At 52.5% G+C, this 22,848-nt stretch carries 25 protein-coding genes; 18 read left to right on the forward strand and 7 right to left on the reverse strand.

The annotated features are described in order from the left end of the window. The first annotated feature begins 242 nt into the window (after positions 1 to 242). Positions 243 to 761, forward strand: a complete 519-nt coding sequence (locus EFB02_RS06575; RefSeq protein ID WP_122820804.1) for a DUF6912 family protein — start codon at positions 243 to 245, stop codon at positions 759 to 761. A gap of 332 nt (positions 762 to 1,093) precedes the next feature. On the opposite strand, the gene EFB02_RS06580 is transcribed toward EFB02_RS06575, so the two are convergent. Then, a complete protein-coding gene (locus EFB02_RS06580) occupies positions 1,094 to 1,522 on the reverse strand; it encodes an HIT family protein (RefSeq protein WP_122820805.1) in 429 nt (142 codons plus the stop codon). Positions 1,523 to 1,719: 197 nt separating this feature from the next. Here EFB02_RS06580 and ftsZ point away from each other — a divergent pair, with 197 nt between their 5' ends. The 14 genes from ftsZ (at position 1,720) to EFB02_RS06650 (ending at position 14,490) form a co-directional block, all read left to right on the forward strand. Further along, on the forward strand, positions 1,720 to 3,060 hold the full coding sequence (gene ftsZ, locus EFB02_RS06585) for a cell division protein FtsZ (RefSeq protein WP_122820806.1): 1,341 nt from the start codon (positions 1,720 to 1,722) through the stop codon (positions 3,058 to 3,060). A gap of 6 nt (positions 3,061 to 3,066) precedes the next feature. Continuing rightward, entirely contained in the window at positions 3,067 to 3,813 is a 747-nt protein-coding gene (gene pgeF / locus EFB02_RS06590; protein WP_122820807.1) for a peptidoglycan editing factor PgeF, read from the forward strand. A gap of 110 nt (positions 3,814 to 3,923) precedes the next feature. Then, complete coding sequence (locus tag EFB02_RS06595) at positions 3,924 to 4,388, forward strand: cell division protein SepF (protein WP_122820808.1); 465 nt, start codon at positions 3,924 to 3,926, stop codon at positions 4,386 to 4,388. Between the two features lie 3 nt (positions 4,389 to 4,391). After that, positions 4,392 to 4,721, forward strand: coding sequence for a YggT family protein (locus EFB02_RS06600; protein ID WP_200831570.1), 330 nt, complete (start codon positions 4,392 to 4,394; stop codon positions 4,719 to 4,721). 181 nt (positions 4,722 to 4,902) lie between these two features. Continuing rightward, positions 4,903 to 5,700, forward strand: coding sequence for a DivIVA domain-containing protein (locus EFB02_RS06605; protein ID WP_122820809.1), 798 nt, complete (start codon positions 4,903 to 4,905; stop codon positions 5,698 to 5,700). 123 nt (positions 5,701 to 5,823) lie between these two features. Further along, complete coding sequence (lspA, locus tag EFB02_RS06610) at positions 5,824 to 6,366, forward strand: signal peptidase II (protein WP_160115389.1); 543 nt, start codon at positions 5,824 to 5,826, stop codon at positions 6,364 to 6,366. Next, a complete protein-coding gene (locus EFB02_RS06615; RefSeq protein ID WP_234992766.1) occupies positions 6,326 to 7,294 on the forward strand; it encodes an RluA family pseudouridine synthase in 969 nt (322 codons plus the stop codon). The genes lspA and EFB02_RS06615 overlap by 41 nt, the downstream gene beginning before the upstream one ends. A gap of 140 nt (positions 7,295 to 7,434) precedes the next feature. Next, positions 7,435 to 8,163 (forward strand): ComEA family DNA-binding protein, encoded by a 729-nt coding sequence (locus tag EFB02_RS06620; RefSeq protein ID WP_122820811.1) that lies wholly within the window; start codon positions 7,435 to 7,437, stop codon positions 8,161 to 8,163. A gap of 117 nt (positions 8,164 to 8,280) precedes the next feature. Further along, the gene (locus EFB02_RS06625; RefSeq protein WP_160115390.1) at positions 8,281 to 9,783 is read left to right on the forward strand and encodes a ComEC/Rec2 family competence protein; all 1,503 of its coding nucleotides are present in this window, start codon (positions 8,281 to 8,283) and stop codon (positions 9,781 to 9,783) included. Further along, a complete protein-coding gene (holA, locus tag EFB02_RS06630) occupies positions 9,765 to 10,733 on the forward strand; it encodes a DNA polymerase III subunit delta (protein WP_122820813.1) in 969 nt (322 codons plus the stop codon). Before EFB02_RS06625 ends, holA begins: the two co-directional genes overlap by 19 nt. 27 nt (positions 10,734 to 10,760) lie before the next feature. Beyond that, positions 10,761 to 11,162, forward strand: coding sequence for a Fur family transcriptional regulator (locus tag EFB02_RS06635; protein ID WP_122820814.1), 402 nt, complete (start codon positions 10,761 to 10,763; stop codon positions 11,160 to 11,162). Between the two features lie 201 nt (positions 11,163 to 11,363). After that, positions 11,364 to 12,077, forward strand: coding sequence for a hypothetical protein (locus EFB02_RS06640; protein WP_122820815.1), 714 nt, complete (start codon positions 11,364 to 11,366; stop codon positions 12,075 to 12,077). Positions 12,078 to 12,116: 39 nt separating this feature from the next. Next, on the forward strand, positions 12,117 to 12,869 hold the full coding sequence (locus tag EFB02_RS06645) for a response regulator transcription factor (RefSeq protein WP_122820816.1): 753 nt from the start codon (positions 12,117 to 12,119) through the stop codon (positions 12,867 to 12,869). Next, positions 12,862 to 14,490: a sensor histidine kinase gene (locus tag EFB02_RS06650; RefSeq protein ID WP_122820817.1), complete on the forward strand. Its 1,629-nt coding sequence runs from the start codon at positions 12,862 to 12,864 to the stop codon at positions 14,488 to 14,490. The genes EFB02_RS06645 and EFB02_RS06650 overlap by 8 nt, the downstream gene beginning before the upstream one ends. Before the next feature lie 39 nt (positions 14,491 to 14,529). Here EFB02_RS06650 and EFB02_RS06655 read toward each other — a convergent pair whose 3' ends face one another. From EFB02_RS06655 to rpmB, 6 genes are all read right to left on the reverse strand, one after another. Then, positions 14,530 to 15,360, reverse strand: coding sequence for a TrmH family RNA methyltransferase (locus EFB02_RS06655; RefSeq protein WP_234992767.1), 831 nt, complete (start codon positions 15,358 to 15,360; stop codon positions 14,530 to 14,532). A 22-nt stretch (positions 15,361 to 15,382) separates the two neighbouring features. Further along, on the reverse strand, positions 15,383 to 15,763 hold the full coding sequence (gene rplT, locus EFB02_RS06660) for a 50S ribosomal protein L20 (protein ID WP_071128656.1): 381 nt from the start codon (positions 15,761 to 15,763) through the stop codon (positions 15,383 to 15,385). Positions 15,764 to 15,784: 21 nt separating this feature from the next. Further along, positions 15,785 to 15,985 carry a 50S ribosomal protein L35 gene (gene rpmI, locus EFB02_RS06665; protein WP_071128655.1) on the reverse strand — a complete coding sequence of 67 codons (201 nt, stop codon included), beginning with the start codon at positions 15,983 to 15,985 and terminating at the stop codon, positions 15,785 to 15,787. A gap of 61 nt (positions 15,986 to 16,046) precedes the next feature. Further along, positions 16,047 to 16,739, reverse strand: coding sequence for a translation initiation factor IF-3 (infC, locus tag EFB02_RS06670; protein WP_122820818.1), 693 nt, complete (start codon positions 16,737 to 16,739; stop codon positions 16,047 to 16,049). Positions 16,740 to 17,035: 296 nt separating this feature from the next. Beyond that, on the reverse strand, positions 17,036 to 17,491 hold the full coding sequence (locus EFB02_RS06675) for a TM2 domain-containing protein (protein WP_122820819.1): 456 nt from the start codon (positions 17,489 to 17,491) through the stop codon (positions 17,036 to 17,038). 140 nt (positions 17,492 to 17,631) lie between these two features. Beyond that, positions 17,632 to 17,817 (reverse strand): 50S ribosomal protein L28, encoded by a 186-nt coding sequence (rpmB, locus tag EFB02_RS06680; protein ID WP_122820820.1) that lies wholly within the window; start codon positions 17,815 to 17,817, stop codon positions 17,632 to 17,634. 194 nt (positions 17,818 to 18,011) lie between these two features. On the opposite strand from rpmB, the gene EFB02_RS06685 reads away from it, so the two are divergent. The 3 genes from EFB02_RS06685 to EFB02_RS06695 all read left to right on the forward strand — a co-directional run bounded on the left by EFB02_RS06685 (position 18,012) and on the right by EFB02_RS06695 (position 22,797). Then, entirely contained in the window at positions 18,012 to 19,940 is a 1,929-nt protein-coding gene (locus tag EFB02_RS06685; protein WP_122820821.1) for a tautomerase family protein, read from the forward strand. Beyond that, positions 19,937 to 22,150, forward strand: a complete 2,214-nt coding sequence (locus EFB02_RS06690; RefSeq protein WP_122820822.1) for an ATP-dependent DNA helicase RecG — start codon at positions 19,937 to 19,939, stop codon at positions 22,148 to 22,150. Before EFB02_RS06685 ends, EFB02_RS06690 begins: the two co-directional genes overlap by 4 nt. 65 nt (positions 22,151 to 22,215) lie before the next feature. Next, entirely contained in the window at positions 22,216 to 22,797 is a 582-nt protein-coding gene (locus EFB02_RS06695; RefSeq protein ID WP_122820823.1) for an RsmD family RNA methyltransferase, read from the forward strand. Positions 22,798 to 22,848: the final 51 nt, after the last annotated feature.

Consider the following 22,848-nt stretch of genomic DNA (forward strand, 5'->3'; position numbering starts at 1 on the left):
GGCATCTGGGGAAAGGCTTCACTGCCAAGTTGCATTTCGCGATATTTACAGAGATATCTAAAAGTTTTTAATAGTCAAAATCTATACGAACAGGCTGTTAATAATTGCAAATTAAGCAAAAGTTAAAGTTAGATGAGTTATAAGGGTGTTTTTAAATTTGAAAAATACGCGAGTATTCCATTTCTAGGATGCTTCGGGGTGGGGGCGACCTCAAGAAGGCGCGCGGGGGTTAGCATGGTTAGGTGCGTATTTATCTTCCCTTGACGGTCAGTGAACTTTCTGAACTGCAGCTTTATTCTCGATTTGCCTGGGCGGGCAATGATGATTTTTGCCAGCTGTGGGGGATTGACTTCCAAGATGGGGAGCAAGCGGAAGATATGGCCATGAGCATGGCGGCAATGGCCTGCCTGGAAAAGGCCGGGGAAGCCTATCCGGGGCGAATTGTGGCGGCCTTAGATGCGGATGCCAGTGAATTGATTACCAATAGCGACCCTGGTGTTTTTGAAGTTAAAACTGGTTTTGACTGGCGGCGCATGGTTAGTCTCCATGTGGATAGCCGCGAAGATCTTGAGCTTTGCCGGCAGGTCAGGAATTTGGTTTCCCCACAGTTAGCCGCCTTGTGGTGTCGGGGAAGATTTAGTGGTGAGGGCGAAGAAGAAACCCCCGAGTGGGAACTGTGGGAGGCCTTGGCGGCGCAACCACTATCCTGGTATGACCAGAGCGAACTTGATTATTTACGCCGGTCATTGCCCGTCTTGTAGGGTGTAGGGTAATATCGCCGGGCATTACCGCACCTATTTTCCCTCGCTGACCTAGCCAGGATGGCTCAGATTCTAGGGGTTTATGCGAGTGTACCTGCGAAATTTGGATGAAAGTTGGCAGTCGGTGGTTACTTGAGACAGGTATGCGCCGAAATTAAGACCGGTTCCGCCGCCTCGGTACCGTGCGCAACATTAGCCGGGTCGTCCATCGCGGTTTTAAACCCACCCCGCAGCCTCGGTACTATGCCTCCTTGAGCTAGGGGAAGGTGAGTCGCCCTCGGAGGATTCCCTGCTGGGCGGGTTGCCGCGTGCCCTTGCTTCTAAAGTTAGTTTTAAGCGTTGATCCCCGCCTCGCTGGCATATCCTTGAGCGGCAAGAGCTTGACGTAGTGCCTGCATAGAGGTCGCGATATCCTTCGGGGTAGCGGGCTGGGCGTGCGCGAATTTAATATCTTCCATCGAGTTTGCCGGAATTAGGTGTAGGTGCAGATGTGGCACATCGAATCCCGCGATACTCAGGCAGGATCTCTGAGATCCAAATGCTTGGCGTTGCGCGCGCCCGATAATCTGCGCCACTTTAATTAGGTGCTGCAGCTCTTCAGAAGGGGCATCCCAGTAGTTTTCGACTTCTCGGCGGGGAACTAAAAGCACGTGTCCGGGAGTTATCGGATTGATATCGGCAAAGGCGACACAAATGTCATCTTTCCAACAGAATTCGCCGGGGATTTCCCCGGTGATAATGCGAGTAAAAATGGTGGGCATGGTTCCTCCTGGGATGGTAGTTCTTGTCTTCAATGATAGGACGGGAAGGGGAAGAGAAAAGTTTTTGGGACAAAATTGGCAACACGCGTGCCGAGTGCTTGCTGAAAATGTCAGGTTACATAGGATTTTCGTTTGACCAAGAGGGCAATAAAATCTAACCCTCAACTAAAGGTTGAGGGTTAAATCGGAGGGCGACCGTGACAGTACCAGATACGAACCTGGCAGATATTAAAGTTGTAGGCATCGGCGGCGGCGGAGCAAATGCCGTTAACCGCATGATTGAGTTCGGTCTCAAGGGCGTGGAATTCATCGCGATAAATACCGATGCCCAGGCGCTAATGATGTCGGATGCGGACGTGAAACTGGATATCGGAAGGGAAGAAACCCGTGGTCTAGGCGCTGGAGCCGACCCTAAAGTTGGCGAACGGGCTGCCGCTGATAACGAAGAGGAAATCAAAGATATCCTAGCAGGTGCGGATATGGTCTTCGTTACCGCAGGCGAGGGGGGTGGTACCGGTACTGGTGGTGCTCCTATTGTGGCGCGGGTGGCGCGGGAAATGGGTGCTCTTACCATCGGGGTAGTCACTCGCCCCTTCTCATTCGAAGGCAAACGCCGTCATACCCAAGCTGATGCTGGGGTAGAGGCGCTGCGAAAAGAAGTCGACACCATTATCGTGATTCCTAACGATCGCCTCCTGGAAATCTCAGATCAAAACATCACCATGGTTGATGCTTTCTCGGCAGCTGATGAAGTTCTACATTCCGGTGTCCAGGGAATTACTGATCTGATTACTACATCTGCCCTAATCAATGTGGACTTTGCAGATGTGAAAAGCGTGATGAAGGGGGCGGGTACTGCCCTCATGGGGATTGGCTCCGCCACCGGGGAAGATCGCGCGATTCGCGCTGCTGAAGCCGCGTTTATGTCACCGCTACTAGAAGCCAATATCGACGGGGCGCTCGGGGTGTTAATGTTCTTCCAGGGTGGCTCCGATATGGGATTGATTGAGGTACACCGAGCCGCGGATATGGTGCGCGAAATGGTGCACCCGGAAGCTAATATTATTTTCGGTGCCAATGTTGACGAATCCCTGGGTGACCAGATTCGGGTAACCATCATTGCTGCCGGATTCGATGATCCCAAAAAGGCTAAAGGGAAAATCAAGAGTGCGAAGGCAGAACCGAAAGCCCCGCAACCAGCGATAGAAGCGTCTGCTGTTCCGGTCAAGACAGAACCCAAAGAGGATTCCACGGCAACTTCTGCGATCCCGGCATTTCCGCGCCGAGCGGCATTGAACGAGGAAAATAGGAGCGTAGGGGATCTTCCTCGAGCAAGCGCGCCCGGGGCGCACCGCTTGCCGGTTACACCGCCTTCTCGCGATGCTTTCAGCCGCAGAGAGGCTGAAAGTACTCACAGTTACCGCGATAACTTTGGAGTGGATACCAAACGCGAAGATGACTCTACCTTAACCGTTCCACGAATTTTCGAGGACGATGAGCCAGAATCAGGTCTTGACGTACCTGACTTCATGCGGTAGGGCTCAATGTTTGACCTTGGGGGAGCGCAGGCAGTTTTTACCAACCGCATTGGAGGTGGATCCACCGGCGCGTATGCCACTCTAAATCTGGGGGATCATGTTGGTGACGATCCGCTGCTGGTGGCGCAAAATCGCAGAATTGTTGATCAGGCGATCGGGCGCAAAGTGGTGTGGATGCATCAGACCCACTCTAACCGGGTGGCGCAAATCCATCCTGGTTACACGGACAGTCCTGTCGATGCCGACGGAATCGTTATCGACACCCGTGAATTTACAGAACTGGGTCTGGCAACACCTGCCGCGGCGGTGATGGTGGCCGATTGTGTGCCGCTACTGCTTGCTTCTGAAGATGGCCTATTAGTTGCTGCTGTACATGCAGGCAGAGCCGGAATGGTTACTGGAATTGTGCGGGAAGCAGTAATCGCAATGCGAAAGTTGGGCGCGCAAGGCGGAAAGATTCACGCTGCAATCGGGCCGGCGATTTGCGGGGCTTGCTATGAAGTTCCTGAAGCTATGCGTACCCATGTGACCGGGCATGTACCTGCCGCCTGGTCGCGAACTCGTTCAGGGAGCCCCGGTTTAGATTTGCAGGCCGGAGTAATCTCTCAGCTGCGAACAGCCGGAGTACGGATTACCTTTGCTTCTAAACGCTGCACTTTCGAGGATCGGAATCTTTACTCTTATCGCCGCGATGGTGCCACTGGACGCTTTGCGGGGATTGTGGTTGGTAAAGGTAAGGTACCAGCTAGCTGAACTGCAATTTTAGGTCGGTAGTTTTAGGAACACGCCGAGGGGATGCTTCCTAAAAAACCCGGTCGCGATTAACGTTTTCATAGACCCACATTAGAACGAAGGAGAACCTGATGGGCGCTTTGAGGAAGACCATGGACTATTTGGGGCTGTCCGAACCGCAAGAGAACGAGGAATTCAGCGATGAGCTGCAAAGCGAAGTTCCGGACGCCGAAGTACCGGCTCCTCGTCCTCGAATTGCAGAGCCGGCACTGCGTTTCCCGCATGCAGTGAGCTCCCATCCTGAACCCGCCTCAGAGCTAAAGCGGATTGTAACCATTCGTCCTACTACCTATAACGAAGCGCAAAATATCGGGGAGGCTTTTAAAGACGGTACCCCGGTCATTATGAACCTTGGAGCAATGAACGACCTGGAAGCGCGACGGATGATTGACTTTGCCGCAGGTCTTAGCTTCGCGTTGGACGGGGGAATTGAAAAGGTCACTAACCGGGTGTTTCTGCTTTCGCCAAAATCGGTACAGGTAGATGAAGGTGCATCCTCCCTGGGGTCCAAAAGAGATTTCTTCAACCAAAGTTAATAGATGCTTTCTCTAATCTATTGGAGCGGTCTGATTGGCAGATGGCTGCTGCAGTTATACATCCTGGCGCTAATAATCCGGGCAGTGTTGTCCTGGGTGATGGCGTTAAACCCCAGTTGGCGTCCTCAAAAGTCATTCACCTTATTCCTTTGTAATTTGGTATTTGCCTTAACTGATCCGCCTTTACGTTTCTTAGGAAGATTTATTAAACCGCTCCGTCTTGGGACTATCGCCCTAGACCTCAGTTTTATTGTGCTATTTTTGCTGGTCACAATCTTAATTAATGTTTGGACGCACTTAGTCAATGCGCTTTTGGTGCTTTTTAGTTCCTAAAACTGCAGGAAAATAGCTAAAGTGTTGCCGAAAATCATAGATGTTACTATTGTTGAAGATGTGGAAGTTGAGCAGAACTCCGGTATGCTTGTTTCCAACTGCAACCTATAGCGCAGAAGTCCCTAGAGGAAGCTGACAGTTTCCCCCAGGGAGAAGACGATAATAAACTGAGGTGACAGGTATGGCTCTGCTGACTGCTGAGGATGTCCATTGGAAGCAATTCCAAGCGACTAAGTTCCGTGAAGGCTACGACCAAGAGGAAGTTGATGAATTCCTAGATGAGGTTGTGGAAACCATTGCGACCCTGCAGGATCAAAATGCTTCCCTAAAAACTGAACTTGATGAGGTACGTCAGCAGGCAGCTGCTGGTGGGCTAGTAGCGCCTAGCGACAATAGCGAAGAGGTAGCAGCGCTCAAGGCACAGCTGGAAACCGCTAATGGGCAGATTGCCGAGATGCAGGCGCAGGTACAGCAGTTCCAAGCGGCGGCTGCTGAAGGCGATCCGCAGGCTGGGGAACAAATCCAGGCGTTGCAAGCTCATTTGGCGCAAACTCAGCAAGAAGCACAGGCGGCTTTGGCGCAGTCTCAGGCCGAAACCCAGCAGGCTATTGCGGAAATTGAGCAGCTGCGGGAACAGCTGGCGCAGGCGCAGCAGGGTGCAGCCGCTTCTCAGTCTGCATCCGACCAGCCCGAGGATGCGACTTCGATGCTGGCTTTGGCGCAGCGGGTACACGATGAATACGTGCGCAATGGTCAGCAGGAAGCCGATCAGATTCTGGAAGATTCCCGGCTTAAGGGTGACCAAATTGTACGTGAGGCCAATGATGAACGTCGTCGGGTGCTAGAGCAGCTAGAATCCGAGCGGGCAGATCTAGAGTCCCGGGTAGACGACCTAAAGGCCTTCGAGAACGATTATCGCCAAAAGGTGCGGGAACACCTGCAGGCGCTGATTGGTCAACTCGACGCCCAAGAAGCCTAAATAAAATAAAAGTCTATTTCCCTCCCGAGAGCCAGGGAGGATGAGGCGATGCCACCACGTAAGTGGTGGCATCGCTGCTTTTTTATTAAATTGAGTCTTAGACTTAACCGATCTGGGAAGAAGATGAATAAGCAAGAAAAGAAGCCAACCCTCCCCCTAGTGGTGATATTTGCTTTTATTGCCATACCGGTGCTGATCATTGATCAACTCACCAAGCTCTGGGCACTTAACAGCTTAGAAATAGGAGCTGCTCCTAAACCGCTGATTGGCAACCTTATTGGTCTGCAATTGGTGCGTAACCCGGGCGCTGCCTTTTCTCTGGCTGAAGGATTCACCTGGTTTTTTTCCGTGATTGCGGTAGCGGTGCTCGCAATTATTATTTGGAGCGGGCGTGCTATGACCAATCTAGCATGGCAATTATCTCTCGGGCTATTGGCAGGAGGAGCGCTGGGGAACCTGATTGACCGGCTTATTCGCCCTCCGGGGATTTTTCGAGGTCATGTAATCGATTTTCTAAACTATCGCGGCATGTTTGTCGGGAATATCGCGGATATCGCGATTGTACTTGGGGTAATTACTGTGGTGGTACTGGTGGTGTTGGGTGTTCCCTCTACCAGTGGGAAACATGTCTACCAGCCGGAACGGGTTCGGGGTAGCAATGCGTGAACAGGTTACGATGCATTTGCCCGATTCTGTGCGGGGGATGCGTCTTGACCAGGTACTAGCCGCTAAACTACAGGTTTCACGTTCCCAAGTTGCCAAACTGATTAAGCAAAAAGATGTGCGGGTAAATGGGAAATTTCCCCGTAAATCTGTCGAGGCTATTCCCGGTGACCAGGTGGAAGTGCTTTTGCCCGATGCCTCCTGTAAGAATTTAGAAACCCCATTTGACCTGCCGATTCTTTTTGAAGACGCCGATATCGTGGTGGTGAACAAACCGGTGGGAGTGGCCGCACATACCGCACCCGGATGGTCTGGGCCAACAGTTGTTGGTGCATTGCTGGCAGCGGGACACCAGATTTGTACCTCCGGCCCGGAAGAGCGGATTGGGATTGTGCATCGTTTAGATGTAGGCACTTCCGGTGCTCTGGTGGTGGCAAAGACAGAACCAGCATACCGGCAACTCCAGGATGATTTTCGTGCTCGTCGGGTGGAAAAAATTTATCGAGCGCTGGTGCAAGGGTACTTAGAACCAACACAGGGAACTATCTCCGCTCCGATCGGGCGGCATCCCTCCCGGGATTTTAAAATGGCGGTAGTCGCTGGAGGAAAACCTGCGGTTACTCATTATCGCACTTTGGCGGTTCTACCTGGGGCTTCGTTACTGGAAATTCAGCTTGAAACGGGCAGAACCCATCAGATTAGGGTGCATATGCAGGCGGTGAAGCATTGTCTGGTGGGTGATCCGATTTATGGAGGAAATCCGCTATTGGCTAAGAAGCTCGGCCTAGGCCGGCAGTGGCTGCATGCGGTATCCCTAGGTTTTACCCATCCAGTAACAGAAGAGAAAATGATTTTTGAAGCCCCTCTAAGCCCGGATCTAACGGAGGCTTTAGAAAGATTGCGGGCTCTAGGAAGCGAGGGAAATAACTAGTTAATCCCGTTAATAGTGTGTTTATGGCGGGATCCTTGCTCACTTGAAAGATTTTTCCCCAGCGAGAGATAACCCTGATTTGTCCTGTTGGCTGAAGACTTTTGATGGAAATTAAAACTGGCGGGCAGTAGGTTCGCCCTATGGATCAAGAAAAATCCAGCTATACCCGTGCGCAGTTTCGTCAAGCCGCTCGCAGCGCCGTTCAGGGACAAAAGCTTTTACAGCAGGCAGAGGGGCGCCTACGTGCGCCTAAAAGGGGTATACGGGTGCGCCTGGTTCCCTCTCCACAGATAGTGGCAGTGGCACTGGTTGTCATCGTCATAGTGGCAGTGCTGGCGGGCTGGAGGCAAAGTAAAACTCCTACTAGCCACACTTTGTTACCAGCTACCAATTTCAGTTCCTCAGCAGTGCATTCCTCCGCAGCTAATGGTGCGGTCCTGGTCGATGTTGTGGGAAAAGTTAATAAACCGGGGGTAGTCCGTCTGGAGGCTTCTGCTCGGGTACAAGACGCGATTAAGGCTGCCGGGGGTGCGGTGTCCGGCACGGATTTATCCGGGTTGAATCTGGCTCGCAAAGTTAACGACGGGGAGCAGATTCGAGTGGGTGTCGAGGATCGTGCAAACAGTAGTATCGGGGAAGATAGTGCCGACGTGGGCGGCAGTGCGGCGGCAGGAGACGGGAAAATCTCAATCAATGAATCCTCGAAAGAACAGCTACAACAACTACCGGGAGTGGGAGAAGCCTTGGCGCAACGGATAGTGGCTTATCGCAAGGAACAAGGACGATTCCAAAGCATTGAGGACTTAAAAAATGTTTCCGGAATCGGGGAAAAGAAATATGCCTCCTTGGCGGAATTAATCAAAGTATAGGTAGCAATGGAACGGCGCATCCTAGATCTTAGGCTACTACCAGCAACGCTTTCCTCTTGGTTAGGGACATTGATTTTGCCTGGCCTACCTTTGGAGTGGGAACCAATTGCTAGTGCGATGTCCCTAGTAATAGCGGCCGCACTATTGCTTGGCGTATATTACCGGCGTTTATATGGGGTAGGGCTAACTTTAGCATTGGCTCTTGGGGTATTTGGCGGAGTAGGGCTGTCATTATCGCAGTCTGCTCGGCAAATATCCGCAGATCCCTTAGTACGTGCCTGGCAGGGAGATATCTCCCAATTTCGAGTATTGGCAATGGTAGAAAATCCTCCGCGAAAATATGCCCCTAGCAGTGGGCAACAAATAATCCAGTTGCAGCTATTGGAGGCAAGAATACCGGGTACTCCGAAGATAAAAACCGAGTTGCAAGTTGTGGCGTTCGGCCAGCGACTAGCGCCTTATGCACGCGGTACTGTTTTGGAAACCAGCTTGAAACTGGAAAAGCCACATCGCGCAGCGGAAATCAACCCTTTCATATACGATTTTGCCAGTGTAAATACTTTGTTAGATATTTCTGCTCAAATCGTGGCAACCCCAAAAGTTAGAGCCGGGCCGTGCGGTGCCGCGGCTCTAAAACAAAAGCTAGCGAGTCGCTTGGAAGAAAAACTAGTCGCTGCAAAATCCCCGGCAGCAGCTGCACTGCTGCCGGCGATGATCTTGGGAATTCGCGCCGATGCCTCTGCGGATACTGAAGCGTTAAAAACTGCTGGGATTGTGCATATTACTTGTGTATCCGGGATGCATATCTCTGTGCTGTTGTCCCTAGTTGCACTGCTAACTTCCGGTCTTCAACGGCGGTGGCGTCTAGCTGCCTGTGGAAGTCTGCTAATAGGGTATTGTCTCTTACTGGGACCAGCTCCCTCGCTACTACGTGCGGCGTTAATGGGTATGGTGAGCATCTTGGCTTTGACCCGGGGCAGAGAACCCAGCTCTTTTAGTTCTCTACAGACGGCAGTAATTGGGCTCCTAATTTTTGAACCCTCTTTTGGACAAGATGCCGGTTTCTTATTATCAGTTAGTGCCACCGCCGCGATTGTACTGTTTGCTAAACCCTTTGAGGCAAAGCTACAAGAAAACCTAAAATCTTTCGAAAGAAAGGGAAGCTGGCTGATACTGCGAGTAGCATCGGAAAAATGTCGGTCACGTTTGGAGAAGTTTTTAGTGGCTTTCCTAACCGTTAGTGCAGTTAGTCTGATAGCTCAGATAGCATGTCTGCCAGGGCAACTATTTATCCGTCCTGGAATCAGTACCTTAACTGTGTTAGCAAATGTGGCAATCGCTCCGGTAGTTACCTTGCTAATTTGGGGAGGGGCTTGCCTGACTTTCTTACCGTTGCCGGGTACTTTGCTAGCTAAAATTCTGGGTATAGGGTGCAGCTGGGTAATGATGGTTGCCCACGGGGTCGCAGCCAACCGTTTAGCGGTTCTGCCCTGGCCACAAGGAATTCCCGGCATTCTAGCTTTGAGCGCAGTTGCCTGTGGGGCAAGCTTCATTTTTCGATGCTACTTTGCAAAAACGGGCATAGGTGGCAATGTGGAAGTATGGCCTCCAAGCAGATGAGTTGGCGAGATTGCACCCTGGCATCCGTGGTACTAATTCGTGGATCAGAAAAACTGCTAGCAGATCGCGCTCTTGCCCGCTTAAAGCAATTGGGACGAAACCAGGATCCTTCTTTGGCAGTGACTCAGCTGACTGCCACCGGTTATCAAGCAGGTTCCTTAGATTCTCTAACCTCTCCCTCTTTATTTGGGGAGGCACGCCTGCTGGTAATTCCCGACTTTGAATCCGCAGATGAAGCTTTGGGTGAAGACTTAGTTTCTTATCTATCGACTCCACAACCAGATTGTTGGGTAGTGGCCTTGCATGATGGTTCCAATAAAGGAAAACGCCAGATAGACAAAATAAAAAAGGCGGGGGTTCAGGAGGTTAAAGTCGCGAAAGTCAAGAATGCCCGCGACAAACTGGCTTTAGTGGTCGAAGAAGTTCGCACTATCGGTGGGCGTATTGAACCTGCCGGTGCGCAGCTACTAGTAGATGCGCTCGGTGGAGATTTAGCGGAGCTAATCGGCGCTGCCCGTCAGTTAGTATCTGACTATCCGCAGGCAGTAACCTTGCAGGCAGTGCAACAGTTCTACGGATCGAGGGTGGGGGCCACAGGTTTTAATGTGGCAGATGCAGCTGCGATGGGGAATCTTTCGCGTGCCCTAGTGCTTTTGCGGCAAGCATTTTCTTCGGGAGTGGAACCGGTCGCTATCGGGGGTGCTCTTGCCCTAAAGTTCCGCAGCCTGGCAAAAGTGAGTGTGAGAGGAGTAAATACTGCTCAGCTGGGAATGGCGCCCTGGCAGGTGGAAAAAGCACGGAGAGAAGTGCACGGATGGAAGGATTCACAATTGGCAGCGGCGATTAAGATTATTGCGCAGGCAGATGCAGATGCCAAAGGAGCCAGCCGGGATCCGCAATATGCCTTGGAAGCGGCGGTCAGGAAAATCTGTCTATTGCGACAGCGCTAAGTGGTGGGAAAGTAGTTAGGAGAAGTAATGATAATACATCGTAAAACCTGGCAGCGAGACGCCATTATGGCGATTATGGCTGATGAAACAGATTTCCGTTCAGCTCAGCAGGTGCATGCCGCCCTGATAGAAGCTGGGCAAACCGTGGGGCTAGCTACTGTATACCGCAACTTGCAGACTCTGACTGAACTTGGGGAACTGGATAGCTTACGTTCCGAGGAGGGGGAAACCCTCTATCGGCGTTGCGCGGCGCAGCGTCATCACCACCATCTGGTGTGTCGAAACTGTGGGTACACTGTAGATATTCAAGATGACCAGTTAGAGCGATGGATAGGGCAAATATCGCAGCGCTACCAGTTCAGCGATATTGAACATATAGCGGATGTGTTTGGGCTCTGTGCCAACTGTGTGAAGCAGCCCGCAAAATAATGTCCCGGGTTCCGGGTTTTATTTTCAAACGTCCTCATTAAAGCTAAAATGGCTGCTCAGGTAGGTAAAATCAGGTGCTAACGAAAAGCTATTCGAGCAGCGAAAAATATCCATAGCAAATTCATAGGTTTTTCTTCCGAGCCTCATAAATCAGTTTCTTAACTTAGTGGTGTCAGTTAAAGAAACAACTTAGGAGGAAAAATGAATCCCGAAAATGAAGCAAAGGAAGAAAATCTAGAGCAAGACGGTAAAGTTACTGAGCAGCTGCCCGAGCAGGAAAATAATCAGGATGCCCCCGAGCCTTCTTTGGCAGCTCACGGAAGCCAGTCGATGGAAACTGGGCAGGAAACTGAACCTAAACCTGAATCCAGGCAACCAGTGCTCCCTGCGGGTGCGCAGTCCGGAGCGTCGGCAGCATCCGTGCCGCTCACGCAAGAGAGTTTCCAGCCAGCGTCCTTTGTGGAGGAAACTGGCGCTAAGAGCGGGAAAATCGCCTCTTTTTTCCGGAAAACCTGGGTAAAAGCGGTCACCCTAGTAGGGGCAGCAGTCATCCTATTTTTGGGAGGCATGGGATCGGGGATGGCAATATCTAACCACGGTGGCGGCGGACATATGCCCCCGGGTCACGGCGGACATATGCCTCCGGGGCAGGACGGACAGATGGCTCCTGACGGGCGAAGAGGTGGCGATCTGGGGCCTTGCGGTCCAAGGAAGCCGGGGCAAAATGCCCCGGGAGGGCAATACGACCAGATGGCACCCGACGGGCAAAACCAAAATGGGCAAGAGCCACAACCACCGCAGGACAATCAGAACCAAAAGCTGCAAAACCAGCAGAAACAAAGCAACTCCCAAAACGGTAGTGGGGGGACAAGCGGCTTTCAAAACCAGAGCATCGCGCCCTCCAATAACAGCTAAAGCCACCTGAACAGCTCAGGGTAAAGGCATAATTAAGACATGGAAACTGAAGCAAATCCTGCCCGCGCCTTTGGTTTGGCGCGGGCAGGCCAGGTGCCCCGAATCCTGATCGTGGATGATGAAAAATTACTAGCCGACCTATTGGCGCAGGCTCTAAGCATCCAAGGTTGGGAAACCTTCACCGCTAATGATGGATTCCAGGCGGTACAGCTGGCCAGAAAACAACGCCCGGACGCGGTGGTGATGGACGTGATGATGCCGGTAATGGATGGTTTTGAAGCGATGGAGCGGATCCGGCGTGAGCGGGAGGATATTCCGGTGCTAATGCTTACTGCTAAGGATGCTATCGCCGATAAAATCGCTGGGCTACGCTCTGGGGCAGACGATTATGTAACCAAGCCCTTCGATTTAACCGAAGTAGAGTTGCGCCTAGAGGCACTATTGCGCCGCAGCGGTTTTGCTGGTGAAAATGACCCCAAAGAGCAGGTGTTGCGGGTAAAAGACCTAGAAATGAAGGTAGACAGCCGCCAGGTTAGCCGGGCAGGGAAGCCAATCGAGCTAACAAAAACCGAGTTCGAACTGTGTCGCTACCTGATGGAAAATTGTGATCGGGTTCTTAGCAAAGAACAGATCCTGGATGCCGTCTGGCATTTTGATTTCGGCGGCAAGGCCAGCGTAGTCGAGCTTTATATCTCATACCTGCGAAAAAAGATCGACCAGGAGGCAGAACCATTGATTGAAACCGTGCGGGCAGTAGGGTACGTGATGCGTTCGGAGCAGGCGCGTGGCTAATAACAGACGCAATAGGGGCCGGTTTTTACGCGCCCCCTCACGCCGTCTTTCGCGCCGCCTACCGGTGATGGTGCTAGGGGTGTGCCTGCTGGTGCTCGCGGTGGTAGGAACTTTCGCAGGACTAACGCTGCGCGGCGCCCTCTATACTCAACTCGACACTTCCCTTAACCAATCTGTGCATCAACTAGCCCAAATTACCCGCGCTGGCCAGGGAAAAGAGATTTTAGGAACTCCTTTAACCGTGGAGAAGGAAAGCGCGCAAGAAGGCGAATCCCCCAAGGGGAAACCGGCGGATCAGCTGGCAAAAGATACACCGCACGCGAATAAACTCCCTGATCCGCATGGTAAAGACGGCGAGGGAGAGCATGTTGACAAACCGGAGAAACCGCACCCAGGACGGGATTTCCCGGGAATAACAGCCGGTTCATTTAGCCTCATCTATCAAGGCAGTCAGGCGACCTCTTTAGTGGCTAGCCCGATAGAGGGCTCGCGCCAGTTAAACAGCGCCCAGGTGCAGCAGGTGTTGGCACATTCAGTTGGTCATCCCCAAAACGTTCACCTGATTTCGCTAGGCGATTATCGAGTGGTACAGCGCTCGGTGAGTAGCCCCGGTGGCACTGCCCAGATCGCCAGCGGAATTCCGCTGCGGGAAGTAAATGAAACTCTGCGTTCCTTTACCCTCTTTTACACTTTAGGATCGCTCGCGGCTCTGCTAGGCGCCTACTTTTTGGCGCGATTCCTGGTACACCGGGAACTGCGGCATCTAGCCCAGGTTGAACGGGTAGCGCGAAAAGTTGAAACCGTCGATCTCCAAAACGAAGCTAAGCTACCTGCGCGAGTTGAAGACGTGGTTACCCGGGAAGACTCGGAGGCCGCCCAGCTCGGGCGCTCTTTGAACCGCGCCCTCGAGCATGTTGAAACCTCGCTGAAACTACGTGAGGATAGCGAGGCGCAGCTGCGCCAATTTGTAGCTGACGCCTCTCATGAACTACGCACCCCCGTCGCTGCTATCAGCGGTTATGCCCAGCTATTGGCGCGGCAAAACCTGGGAGAGGAGGCCGCAGCCGCGGTAGAGCGGATCGAAAGGGAAAGTGGGCGGCTCGCGGATCTAGTTTCTGATTTGATTTTGTTGGCGCGGATGGATGCCGGACAAAGCGCTCAGGTAGAGGAAGTGCCGATTGCGGGAGCCTTGGTTGATAGTTTTACGACTGTCCGGATTGCCTATCCCGACCACCTCTGGGAACTGGAAATAGGGGAGGAATTGGCCGCAGCCAGGGTAGTGGGCAGCGAATCCGCTCTCGCCCAGATTTTTTCTAACCTGCTTTCAAATGCGGCTCAGCATACTCCTGCCGGAACCAAAGTGCAGGTTAGTGCTTGCTTTAAAACAGGTGGGCTAGTGCAGGTGCAGGTGGTTGATAACGGATCGGGTATCGACGAGCGGATTGTCGATACCCTCTTTGATCGCTTCGTGCGTGCCGATAGTGCGCGCCAGCCCGGCGAATCTTCCGGTCTGGGGTTGGCGATCGTAAAAACCTTGTCTGAAGCCCTCGGCGGCAGCGTCACAGGCGAAAATCGCGCCACCTCAGGAGCTGTTTTCACCCTAACCCTGCCCCTCAGCTAGTAGGAATGAAATAGCTAGAGCTGGGGAATCCTAACCCACTTAGCGAGCGCGGGCGGTAGCGATGGCGTGCAGGGCGATCGCGGCAGCAGTCGCCACGTTTAGGGATTCAGCTTGTCCCCACATGGGAATAGAGATGGTTTCATTACAGAGGGCGAGTTCCTCGCTACTTAAACCTTGGGCTTCGTTACCCAGGCAGATAAACAGGGGCGAGGTCGCTAACGAGGTGGAGGAGGTAAATACAGGTAAATCCATTTTGGCAGCTCCTGATAGTCCCACCAGGTAGCCACCATTTTTCTTACTGAGCTGAGCTAAAGATCCAAAAGAAGCACCGGAGTAAACCGGTAGGTGGAACAGACTCCCGGCGCTGGAGCGGATAACTTTCGGGCTAGAGGTATCAGCGCAGCCTGCTAATGCTAGGATCCCGTCCATACCGCAGGCATCAGCAATCCTGATGATAGTCCCCAGGTTACCGGGGTCTTGCACCCGCGCACACACTGCCCACATGCTCTCCTGTAAATCCTCAAAAGCCGGAAGACTATCGGTAGGTAACAACGAAAGCTCAGCAGTGGCCGTAATTCCTTGGGCAGAGGGCGCAAATAGCTTCATTACCTGTCGGGTAACCGGATGTACCCACGGAGTCACTTCTAACGCCATCCTGGCCACCTGGAGTGCGGGAGAGGGGGCATCCGTGCTTAGATATACATCCCGGACAGCCTGCGGGAAAAAACGCAGCAGTTCCCGGCAAGCCTGCGGCCCTTCTACCAGCAGCAAGCCATGCTTTAAACGAAAACTACGCCTAGACAGGTTGACTAGCATCCGCACTCGCTGGGAGCGAGGATTGTCAATCGTGTCTAGGCGTAGATTAAGCAAAAGCTAACTTTTCTTCACAGCTTTAGGCAGCCGGAGCGTTTACGTCCTTCGGTAGCGCAGCTTTCGCTTTTTCTACCAGTTGATTAAAGGTATCAATATCGTAAACTGCGAGTTCAGAGAGCATCCGGCGGTCAACTTCGATTTCCGCCAGGCGCAAGCCCTGGATGAAGCGGTTATAGGTCATATCCTGGGCGCGGCAAGCGGCATTAATCCGCTGAATCCACAGCTTTCGGAAATCATTTTTGCGTTTGCGCCGATCGTTGTAAGAATAAACGCCTGAGTGCAGCAGCTGTTCTTTAGCCTTACGATACAGGCGGGAGCGCTGACCCCGGTAACCGGAGGCGCGATCCAATACGGTGCGACGTTTCTTCTTGGCATTAACTGCTCGTTTTACGCGTGCCATCTTTTTTAATCCTCTCCTTGCCTACTTGTTGCCAGCCAGCAGCTTATTTACGCGCTTGGCGTCGGCGGGTGCCACTACCTGATCGCGGCTGAGGCGACGGGTCAGTTTGGAAGACTTATGTTCAAGCAAGTGACGTTTACCTGCCTTTTCCCGCATGAGTTTTCCGCTTCCAGTCCTGCGGAAGCGCTTCTTCGCACCGGAGTGCGTCTTCATCTTCGGCATTGTTTTTCCTCTCTACCGGCACGCCGGTGGTTTTGCCTGTTTTTTAGGCGGTCGGGTACCTCTATTTTTTCGCTTTCGCTGCAGCGGCTTCTGCTTCCTGAGCCTCTTTAGCTTTCCGCGCTTTACGGGCATCCTTAAGTTGTTGACGGTTCATAGTTTCGCCGCGCTGTTGGTCGCGGCGGCGACGCTGATCCGATTTGGTGTGATGTTTACGTTTCGTGGGAGCTAGCACCATAGTCATATTGCGTCCGTCCTGACGGGGCATAGACTCTACGGTAGCCATCTCGGTTACGTCCTCGGCCAGGCGCTCTAAAAGTTTTACGCCCAGCTCGGGGCGGGACTGTTCCCGCCCGCGAAACATAATCATGACTTTTACTTTGTCTCCACCTTCGAGGAACCGTACTACGTGGCCTTTCTTGGTTTCGTAGTCGTGATCATCGATCTTTAGGCGGAAACGAATCTCTTTTAGCTGGGAGTTCACCTGGTTACGGCGAGCGTTACGGGCTTTTTGCGCGGCCTCGTACTTGAACTTGCCGTAATCCATCAACTTACAAACTGGAGGTTTCGCCGTGGGGGCGACCTCTACTAGATCCAAGCCAGCTTCGGTGGCTAGGCGCAATGCATCCTCGATCCGGACTACCCCTACCTGTTCGCCACTGGGGCCAACTAGGCGTACTTCTTTCACCCGGATGCGGTCATTAATGCGTGTCTCGTTGCTGATAGCTACTCCTTGCTTAAGATTTTTAGGAGCCAAACTTAAAAAGAAAAGCCCCGCTTGTTCTGCGGAGGCTGCGAAAAACGCACAGATACTTTAGCATCTGTTCTTACCCGATACCCGAGAGCATCCAGGTGGGAAAACCTCCACTTTCGTACCAGTTTCCTGGTCGGTTGATACCTAATCTAGCAGATTAGGGCGCCTTAAATAAAGCTGAAAGCGCCCCGGTGGCCTTTGAACTTCCTCACATGGGAAAACCGGAAACGCAATTGGTGGCAGTTTTCCCTGTGGGCAAACTTGGTGCTGGGAACCAGTAATAACCGGCTCGGCGCTAGTTAGTCACGTAGAGGTATCCCTTCGGCATCGAGTGCCCAGGAAGATCCAGGTTTTGCCGCCAAAATTAATATGCCTTCGATGAAGCCCCAGATGGACGCGATACCGAAGGAAAGTAGGGTGATTACTAGCTGAAGAACTGCTCTCCCAGTCCTTCCCAGATAGAAATTATGTACCCCAAAACCGCCTAGGAAAATCCCCAGCAGACCGGCGACCAATTTTGATTTCTGATTCGGGTACTGCCCGGCTGCGGGATTCGGCATAGGGGATGCCATGCCTGGAGCTGGCTGTCCGGGGAAAGGCGGGTACTGCTGGTAGTTGCCAGGAGCTGCCTGTCCGGGGAAAGGCGGGTACTGCTGATAGTTGCCAGGAGCTGCCTGTCCGGGGAAAGGTTGTCCCTGAGGCTGACCAGGGTTATTAGGAAAATTACCGTATTGGTTTGGGGTGTTCTGGCTCATGAGAATCCTCTAGTTATCTAATTTATCAACGGAAAGTCACTCCTAACTTTACACGGCATCCGTTGCTCAGGTTGAAAAAGTTTCCGGATAAAAAATAACGCCGCCTGCCAAAGGCAGACGGCGCTGAGTGTTCCCCGTTACTAGCGGGTTACCCGACCAGATTTCAGGCATTTGGTACAAACATTCATCCGTTTACGGCCACTACCAACAACGGCGCGCACGCTTTGAATGTTCGGGTTAAAACGGCGGTTCGTGCGCCGGTGGGAGTGCGAAACGCTCTTCCCGAAACCGGGGCCTTTTCCGCAGATGTCACAGGTGGCAGCCACGATAGTCTCCTTCAAGTATTCTTCTAGCTCTGAGCGGTAACGCCCAGATATCGGCAACCCGACCAGATTAACTGATTCGAAGGGCAACAGCCAACTACCAGGTGGTTATTGTGCCAGGCTTCACTGAAAAACTCGTTAGACTATGAAGGCGGACTAAAACAGACCTTAGCCATTATTTTGTGAAGGAGGCGGTGGTGAGCGAAGAAGAACCCCTAGCGGATCTATTTTCTTTTGCGGATTTCGCGCGCGCCGCGCGAGCCAAAAAAACGGTTCCAGCCAGTTCAATGCCGCTCAATAACCAGGGGAAAGAAGAGAAAAATCCCTTTGAGGTTAAGGAAAGTGAAAAGCCCAATAAGTCCGCCTCACGTCTCCGTTCCCGGCAGGAAGCGGCAAAAAACAGTCAAAAAAGCGGGGAAGTGACAGTAAAAGGAACAACTGGACTGCTTGACTTTGAAGTGCCGCAGCTGGCTCCCAAACCGGTGAAACCGCGGGTAAAGGGCAAACGGGAAAATGTGGCGACAGCGCTGGAATCTGAGGAGCGCCTGGATCTGCAAGTTACTGGAAGTGATATCCGGCATTGGGTAAAAGTTAGCGGGGAAGTGCTGCAAGCCGCGCAAAGCGCGCTAGATGCCATGGATTCACAAAGCGAACTTGATTCCGATACCGGCGCAAATGCCCTTCTAACCTGGGATAAGGTTACTTTGACTGTGGCCGGGTTGCCACCTAGTGCCGATAGAGACGTTAGTTGGGTATTAGAGGCGATCGCCGACGCCGCGTTAGCAGGAGCCAGCGGGATGATCGGAATAGTGCTGTCCGAACTGTTCAGCGCAGCCGCCAATGCGGTTAATTCCCCCGGTCTAAACCCGGTGCAGCTATTAAAAGTGTTGCGTTCTAGCGGCCAGTGCCCCACGCGCTGCCTATTGCCCGCCGTGGAACGCCTTGATCCGCCCACCTTGTCGGGGTTGATAGAAGAGGTAAACGCGGAGTTAGAAACCCAGCCGGAACAAATGTCAATCGAAGATATCCTTTCGCGCGCCTGGATGGCCAGCCAGGTGGCTCTGGTAGAAGGAGCAGAAGAAAACCACGGACGCCCCGATGCGCGAGCGGCAGTATTAATGCTGTTAGTGGCGGCAATGCTAGAAACTTATTGTCAAGAAAATCAGCAAGACCAAGGGGCGCTAGCTACCAGTTTGCAAATGGTACGCGATATGACTCCGGCTTCTCACCTTGCTTTGCCTACGTCCTCGCAAATTCATTCTTTAGTGCTAACTTGGCGCGGGGAAGTAGATAACTCTCGTTTTCAACGACTGCGCGCGGAACTAGAACAAAACGGGGTGTATGGGGCAATTACCGGGCGTGCTGACATGTTGGGAATCGGTCCGCGGATGCTGTTAGTGCGTACTCGACATCCCCGGCGGGTAATCGAATTGTTACCGGAAAAATCGGGGATGATATTAACCCGTCCTCCGCTACTGACTGAAAACGCATCTTCCTCCAGTTCCAATTTGGTGAGTCTGGATTCCTCGCGTGCTATTCGTCCGATTAGACCAGCGGTTCTAGCCTATGCTTCGGCTCCGGGATTGGTGGGAGATTTAGCTAATTTGGGTGCCACGGTGGTGCTTTCTCGCCGAGGGACTCCTCGGGAAATATTGCCGTTAATCACCGAAATGGAGCAGGAAGTTGTGCAAGTACTTCCCTGTGACCAGGTAAGTGCGGCAGAACTAGCGAACTTGGTACGGCCTGCCAAAGATCAAGGGATTGAAATTATGGTGGCGCCTACTCAAGATGACCTGCAAGTACTAGAAGTAGCCCGCGCGTGCTGTCAAATAGTTTCTTCCGCGATTGAAATCCCTGACCTGATCCAGCTGCAGCGCTCGCGTACCTTTGATGCCTTAGCCATCCAACGTACGTGGACAGTGTCGCTGGAAACCCCCTTTGATCTGTTGACATCCTCGGTGAGTCCCAATGATATTCAAGCTCGAATCCTTTCTCGTAAAGGAGAGGATCCCGAGGTAATCGCCCGCATTCAAAACGCGCTGTCGCAAGGGGCTCCTGGAATTCGGATTGAGTTAATCAGCGGAGGGCAAAATAGCGAAACCTTGGTGGGGGTACTTTCTTCGTGAGTGGGCAGGAAACTCCAGTAACCGGGGAACCCCTAAAAAAAGTCCTAGGGCGCGTTGCCGGGAAGTTAGATAAAAAATTCGGGATACAAACTACCCTTGACCTGTTGTATTTCTTTCCTCGGCGCTATCACGAACTGGGGGAGCTTACTTCTTTCCCGCAACTCACCTTGGGGGAAGAACAGTCAGTAATCGCCCAAATCGCAGATTCTTCGCGAAGGCGTACTCGCGGCGGAAAATGGATGCTTTCCCTGCAGCTAAGCGATGGGGAAAACCTAATGGATGCGGTGTTTTGGGCAAAAAGCCAGCACCTAATCAACTGGATGTCCTCGCAAATGCAGGTGGGGCAAACAAAATTATTCTCTGGTCGCCCCAGCCTTTATCGCGGACACTTGCAGCTGTCCCATCCCTCCTATCAAGAGGTAAGTGACGAAAATCTGGATGCTGCAAGTAATCAGGCGGCTAAGGTGCAAGCGCAGCGTCCGGAACCGATTTATCCGGCGAAGGCCGGGCTGCCCACCTGGACTACCCAAAAAGCGATTGCAGTGGTTTTAGATCAGCTAAAGTTTGCTCCTTTGCCAGATCCTTTGCCCGAAAATATCCGGAAAGCACAAGGATATCTAGAGATAAACACAGCTTTAGAACAGATTCATCGCCCCCGCACTCGCGCGGATTACGAGGCTGCGCGTAAGCGTTTTCGTTACGAGGAAGCCTTTGTGTTGCAAGTGGCGCTAGCTGAGCGGCGACAAGAACTCGCTGCGGATGCGCCCATTTTAAAAGAGGTTCCGGGCGGCTTTACCGAGCGGGTAGCTTCCTCGCTACCTTTTGTTTTAACTGATTTTCAGCAGCTAGCCATAGCGGATATTGGTCGGCGCCTTGAGTCGTCTAACCCTATGAACTTGCTGCTACAAGGGGATGTGGGATCCGGTAAAACTGTGGTGTCGCTGCTAGCAATGTTGCGGGCAGTAGATGGGGGGAGACAAGGAATCTTCATGGCGCCCACCGAGGTCTTGGTGCAGCAACATTTTTCTACTCTCACTAAGCTATTAGGTGAATACGCCCAACCGGGGGGATTCAGTTCGCGTGGGGGAGAGGGAGTTCCGATTTATCGGCTTACATCTTCCTTACCTGCTGCGGAAAAGCATCGTACTTTGGATGCGCTTAAAACCGGGCAGCCCGCGCTGATAGTGGGAACTCATGCTTTGCTTTCCCAGCGGGTAATGCTCTCTTCCCCGGGGGTAGTAGTCATAGATGAACAGCACAAATTTGGGGTGCGCCAGCGTGACCGGCTGCGGCAGACAGAATCTGGAACTCCTCACTTATTGGTGATGACCGCTACCCCAATACCACGCTCTGTAGCCATGACCTCGTTTGGGGATCTAGATTTGCTGACTCTTAAGGGAATGCCGCCAGGCCGAAACAAAGTAGAGACTTTTCGAGTAGATACCGCTAATCGCACCTGGAGATCGCGCACCTGGCAACGCGCCTCCGAGGAAATTGCGGCTGGTCACCGAGTTTTTGTAGTCTGTCCAGCGATTAATCCCGGCTCCCAAAGCGATGGTGAGGCTGAGGGTGAAGAGGGTGGGGACGTCCGCGAATCAATCGCAAACGTTAGCGATACGGTCAGCCAGTTACAGTCGCAACCAGCGTTAAACGGAATTGAGATCGGGGTTCTGCATGGCCAAATGTCAGCGGAAGACAAAGACCGGGCGATGGCGAATTTTACTAGTGGGAAAACCCCCTTATTGGTAGCCACCACGGTAATCGAAGTGGGGGTGGATGTTCCCCAGGCAACCATGATGGTAATTCTGGATGCTGACCGATTTGGTTTAGCGCAATTGCATCAGCTGCGGGGGCGGATAGGGCGTGGCCGTTTCGGAGGGCTTTGTTTGGTTTGGTCGGGAGCGCAGCCAGATACCTTGGCTAGCAACCGACTGCAGGCATTCACCGAAACTACCGATGGTTTTCGCTTGGCCGCCATAGATCTTAAACTCCGGGAAAGTGGGAACATTCTAGGAGAAAGTCAGTCCGGCCGCGCCTCCTCATTAAAAATCTTGGATTTGCTAGCGGATGAAGCAGTGATTTCCCAGGCACGCCAAGACGCGAAAGATTTGGTTAGGGCAGATCCGGAGCTAGAGAAGCATCAAATATTAAGAGCAGTGATTTCCCGGCGAATCAGCGAAGAAGAACAGGAATTTTTAGAGCGTGGGTAGTGGAATGCTTAAATGTAATATCGAAAGTCGCTATTTGTGAACTTCGCTAGGGATAGGCTGTCAATATGATGAGAATAATAGCCGGGACTGCCGGGGGAATCCTGCTTTCTGCCCCCTCTTCTGGCACACGTCCCACTCAAGATCGAGTGCGGGAGGCAATTTTCTCGGCTCTGCAATCTCGGGGAGCATTGGAAGATGCCTGTGTTTTGGATCTTTTCGCCGGTTCCGGAGCCTACGGTTTTGAATCACTCTCACGAGGTGCCCTCAGCTTAGACCTGGTTGATTATGCCCAAAGTGCGGCTGCCGCCATTCGGAAAAATCAGGCGGCATCTCCGGTGTTTTCCAGAGCTAAACTATATGTGCAGTCTGCGCTGTCTTTCTTGGCGTCGCGTTGGAAGGGAACTGACCCGAATCCCCAGTGGGAATTGGTTTTCATCGACCCACCCTACATTATGAAAAATCAGGAACTCTTGGAGGTTCTCACTCAGCTGCTCCCCCTGTGTGATCCCGATGCCTGGATAGTAGTAGAGCGTTCTGCGCGCGATGAAGTCCCAGAATGGAACGAAAACGATTGGGAGGAGCAAGCCCGCAAACTCTATGGGGAAAGCGCCGTCTACTTCCTACGTCCTGCCCTCGGTGCCCTCTAAAAAGTTAAAGCAGCCTCAGTTTCTCCTTCCTCCGCGTGGGACAGGCGTTCT

Source organism: Varibaculum vaginae, assembly GCF_900604285.1.
Taxonomy (GTDB): Bacteria; Actinomycetota; Actinomycetes; order Actinomycetales; family Actinomycetaceae; genus Varibaculum; species Varibaculum vaginae.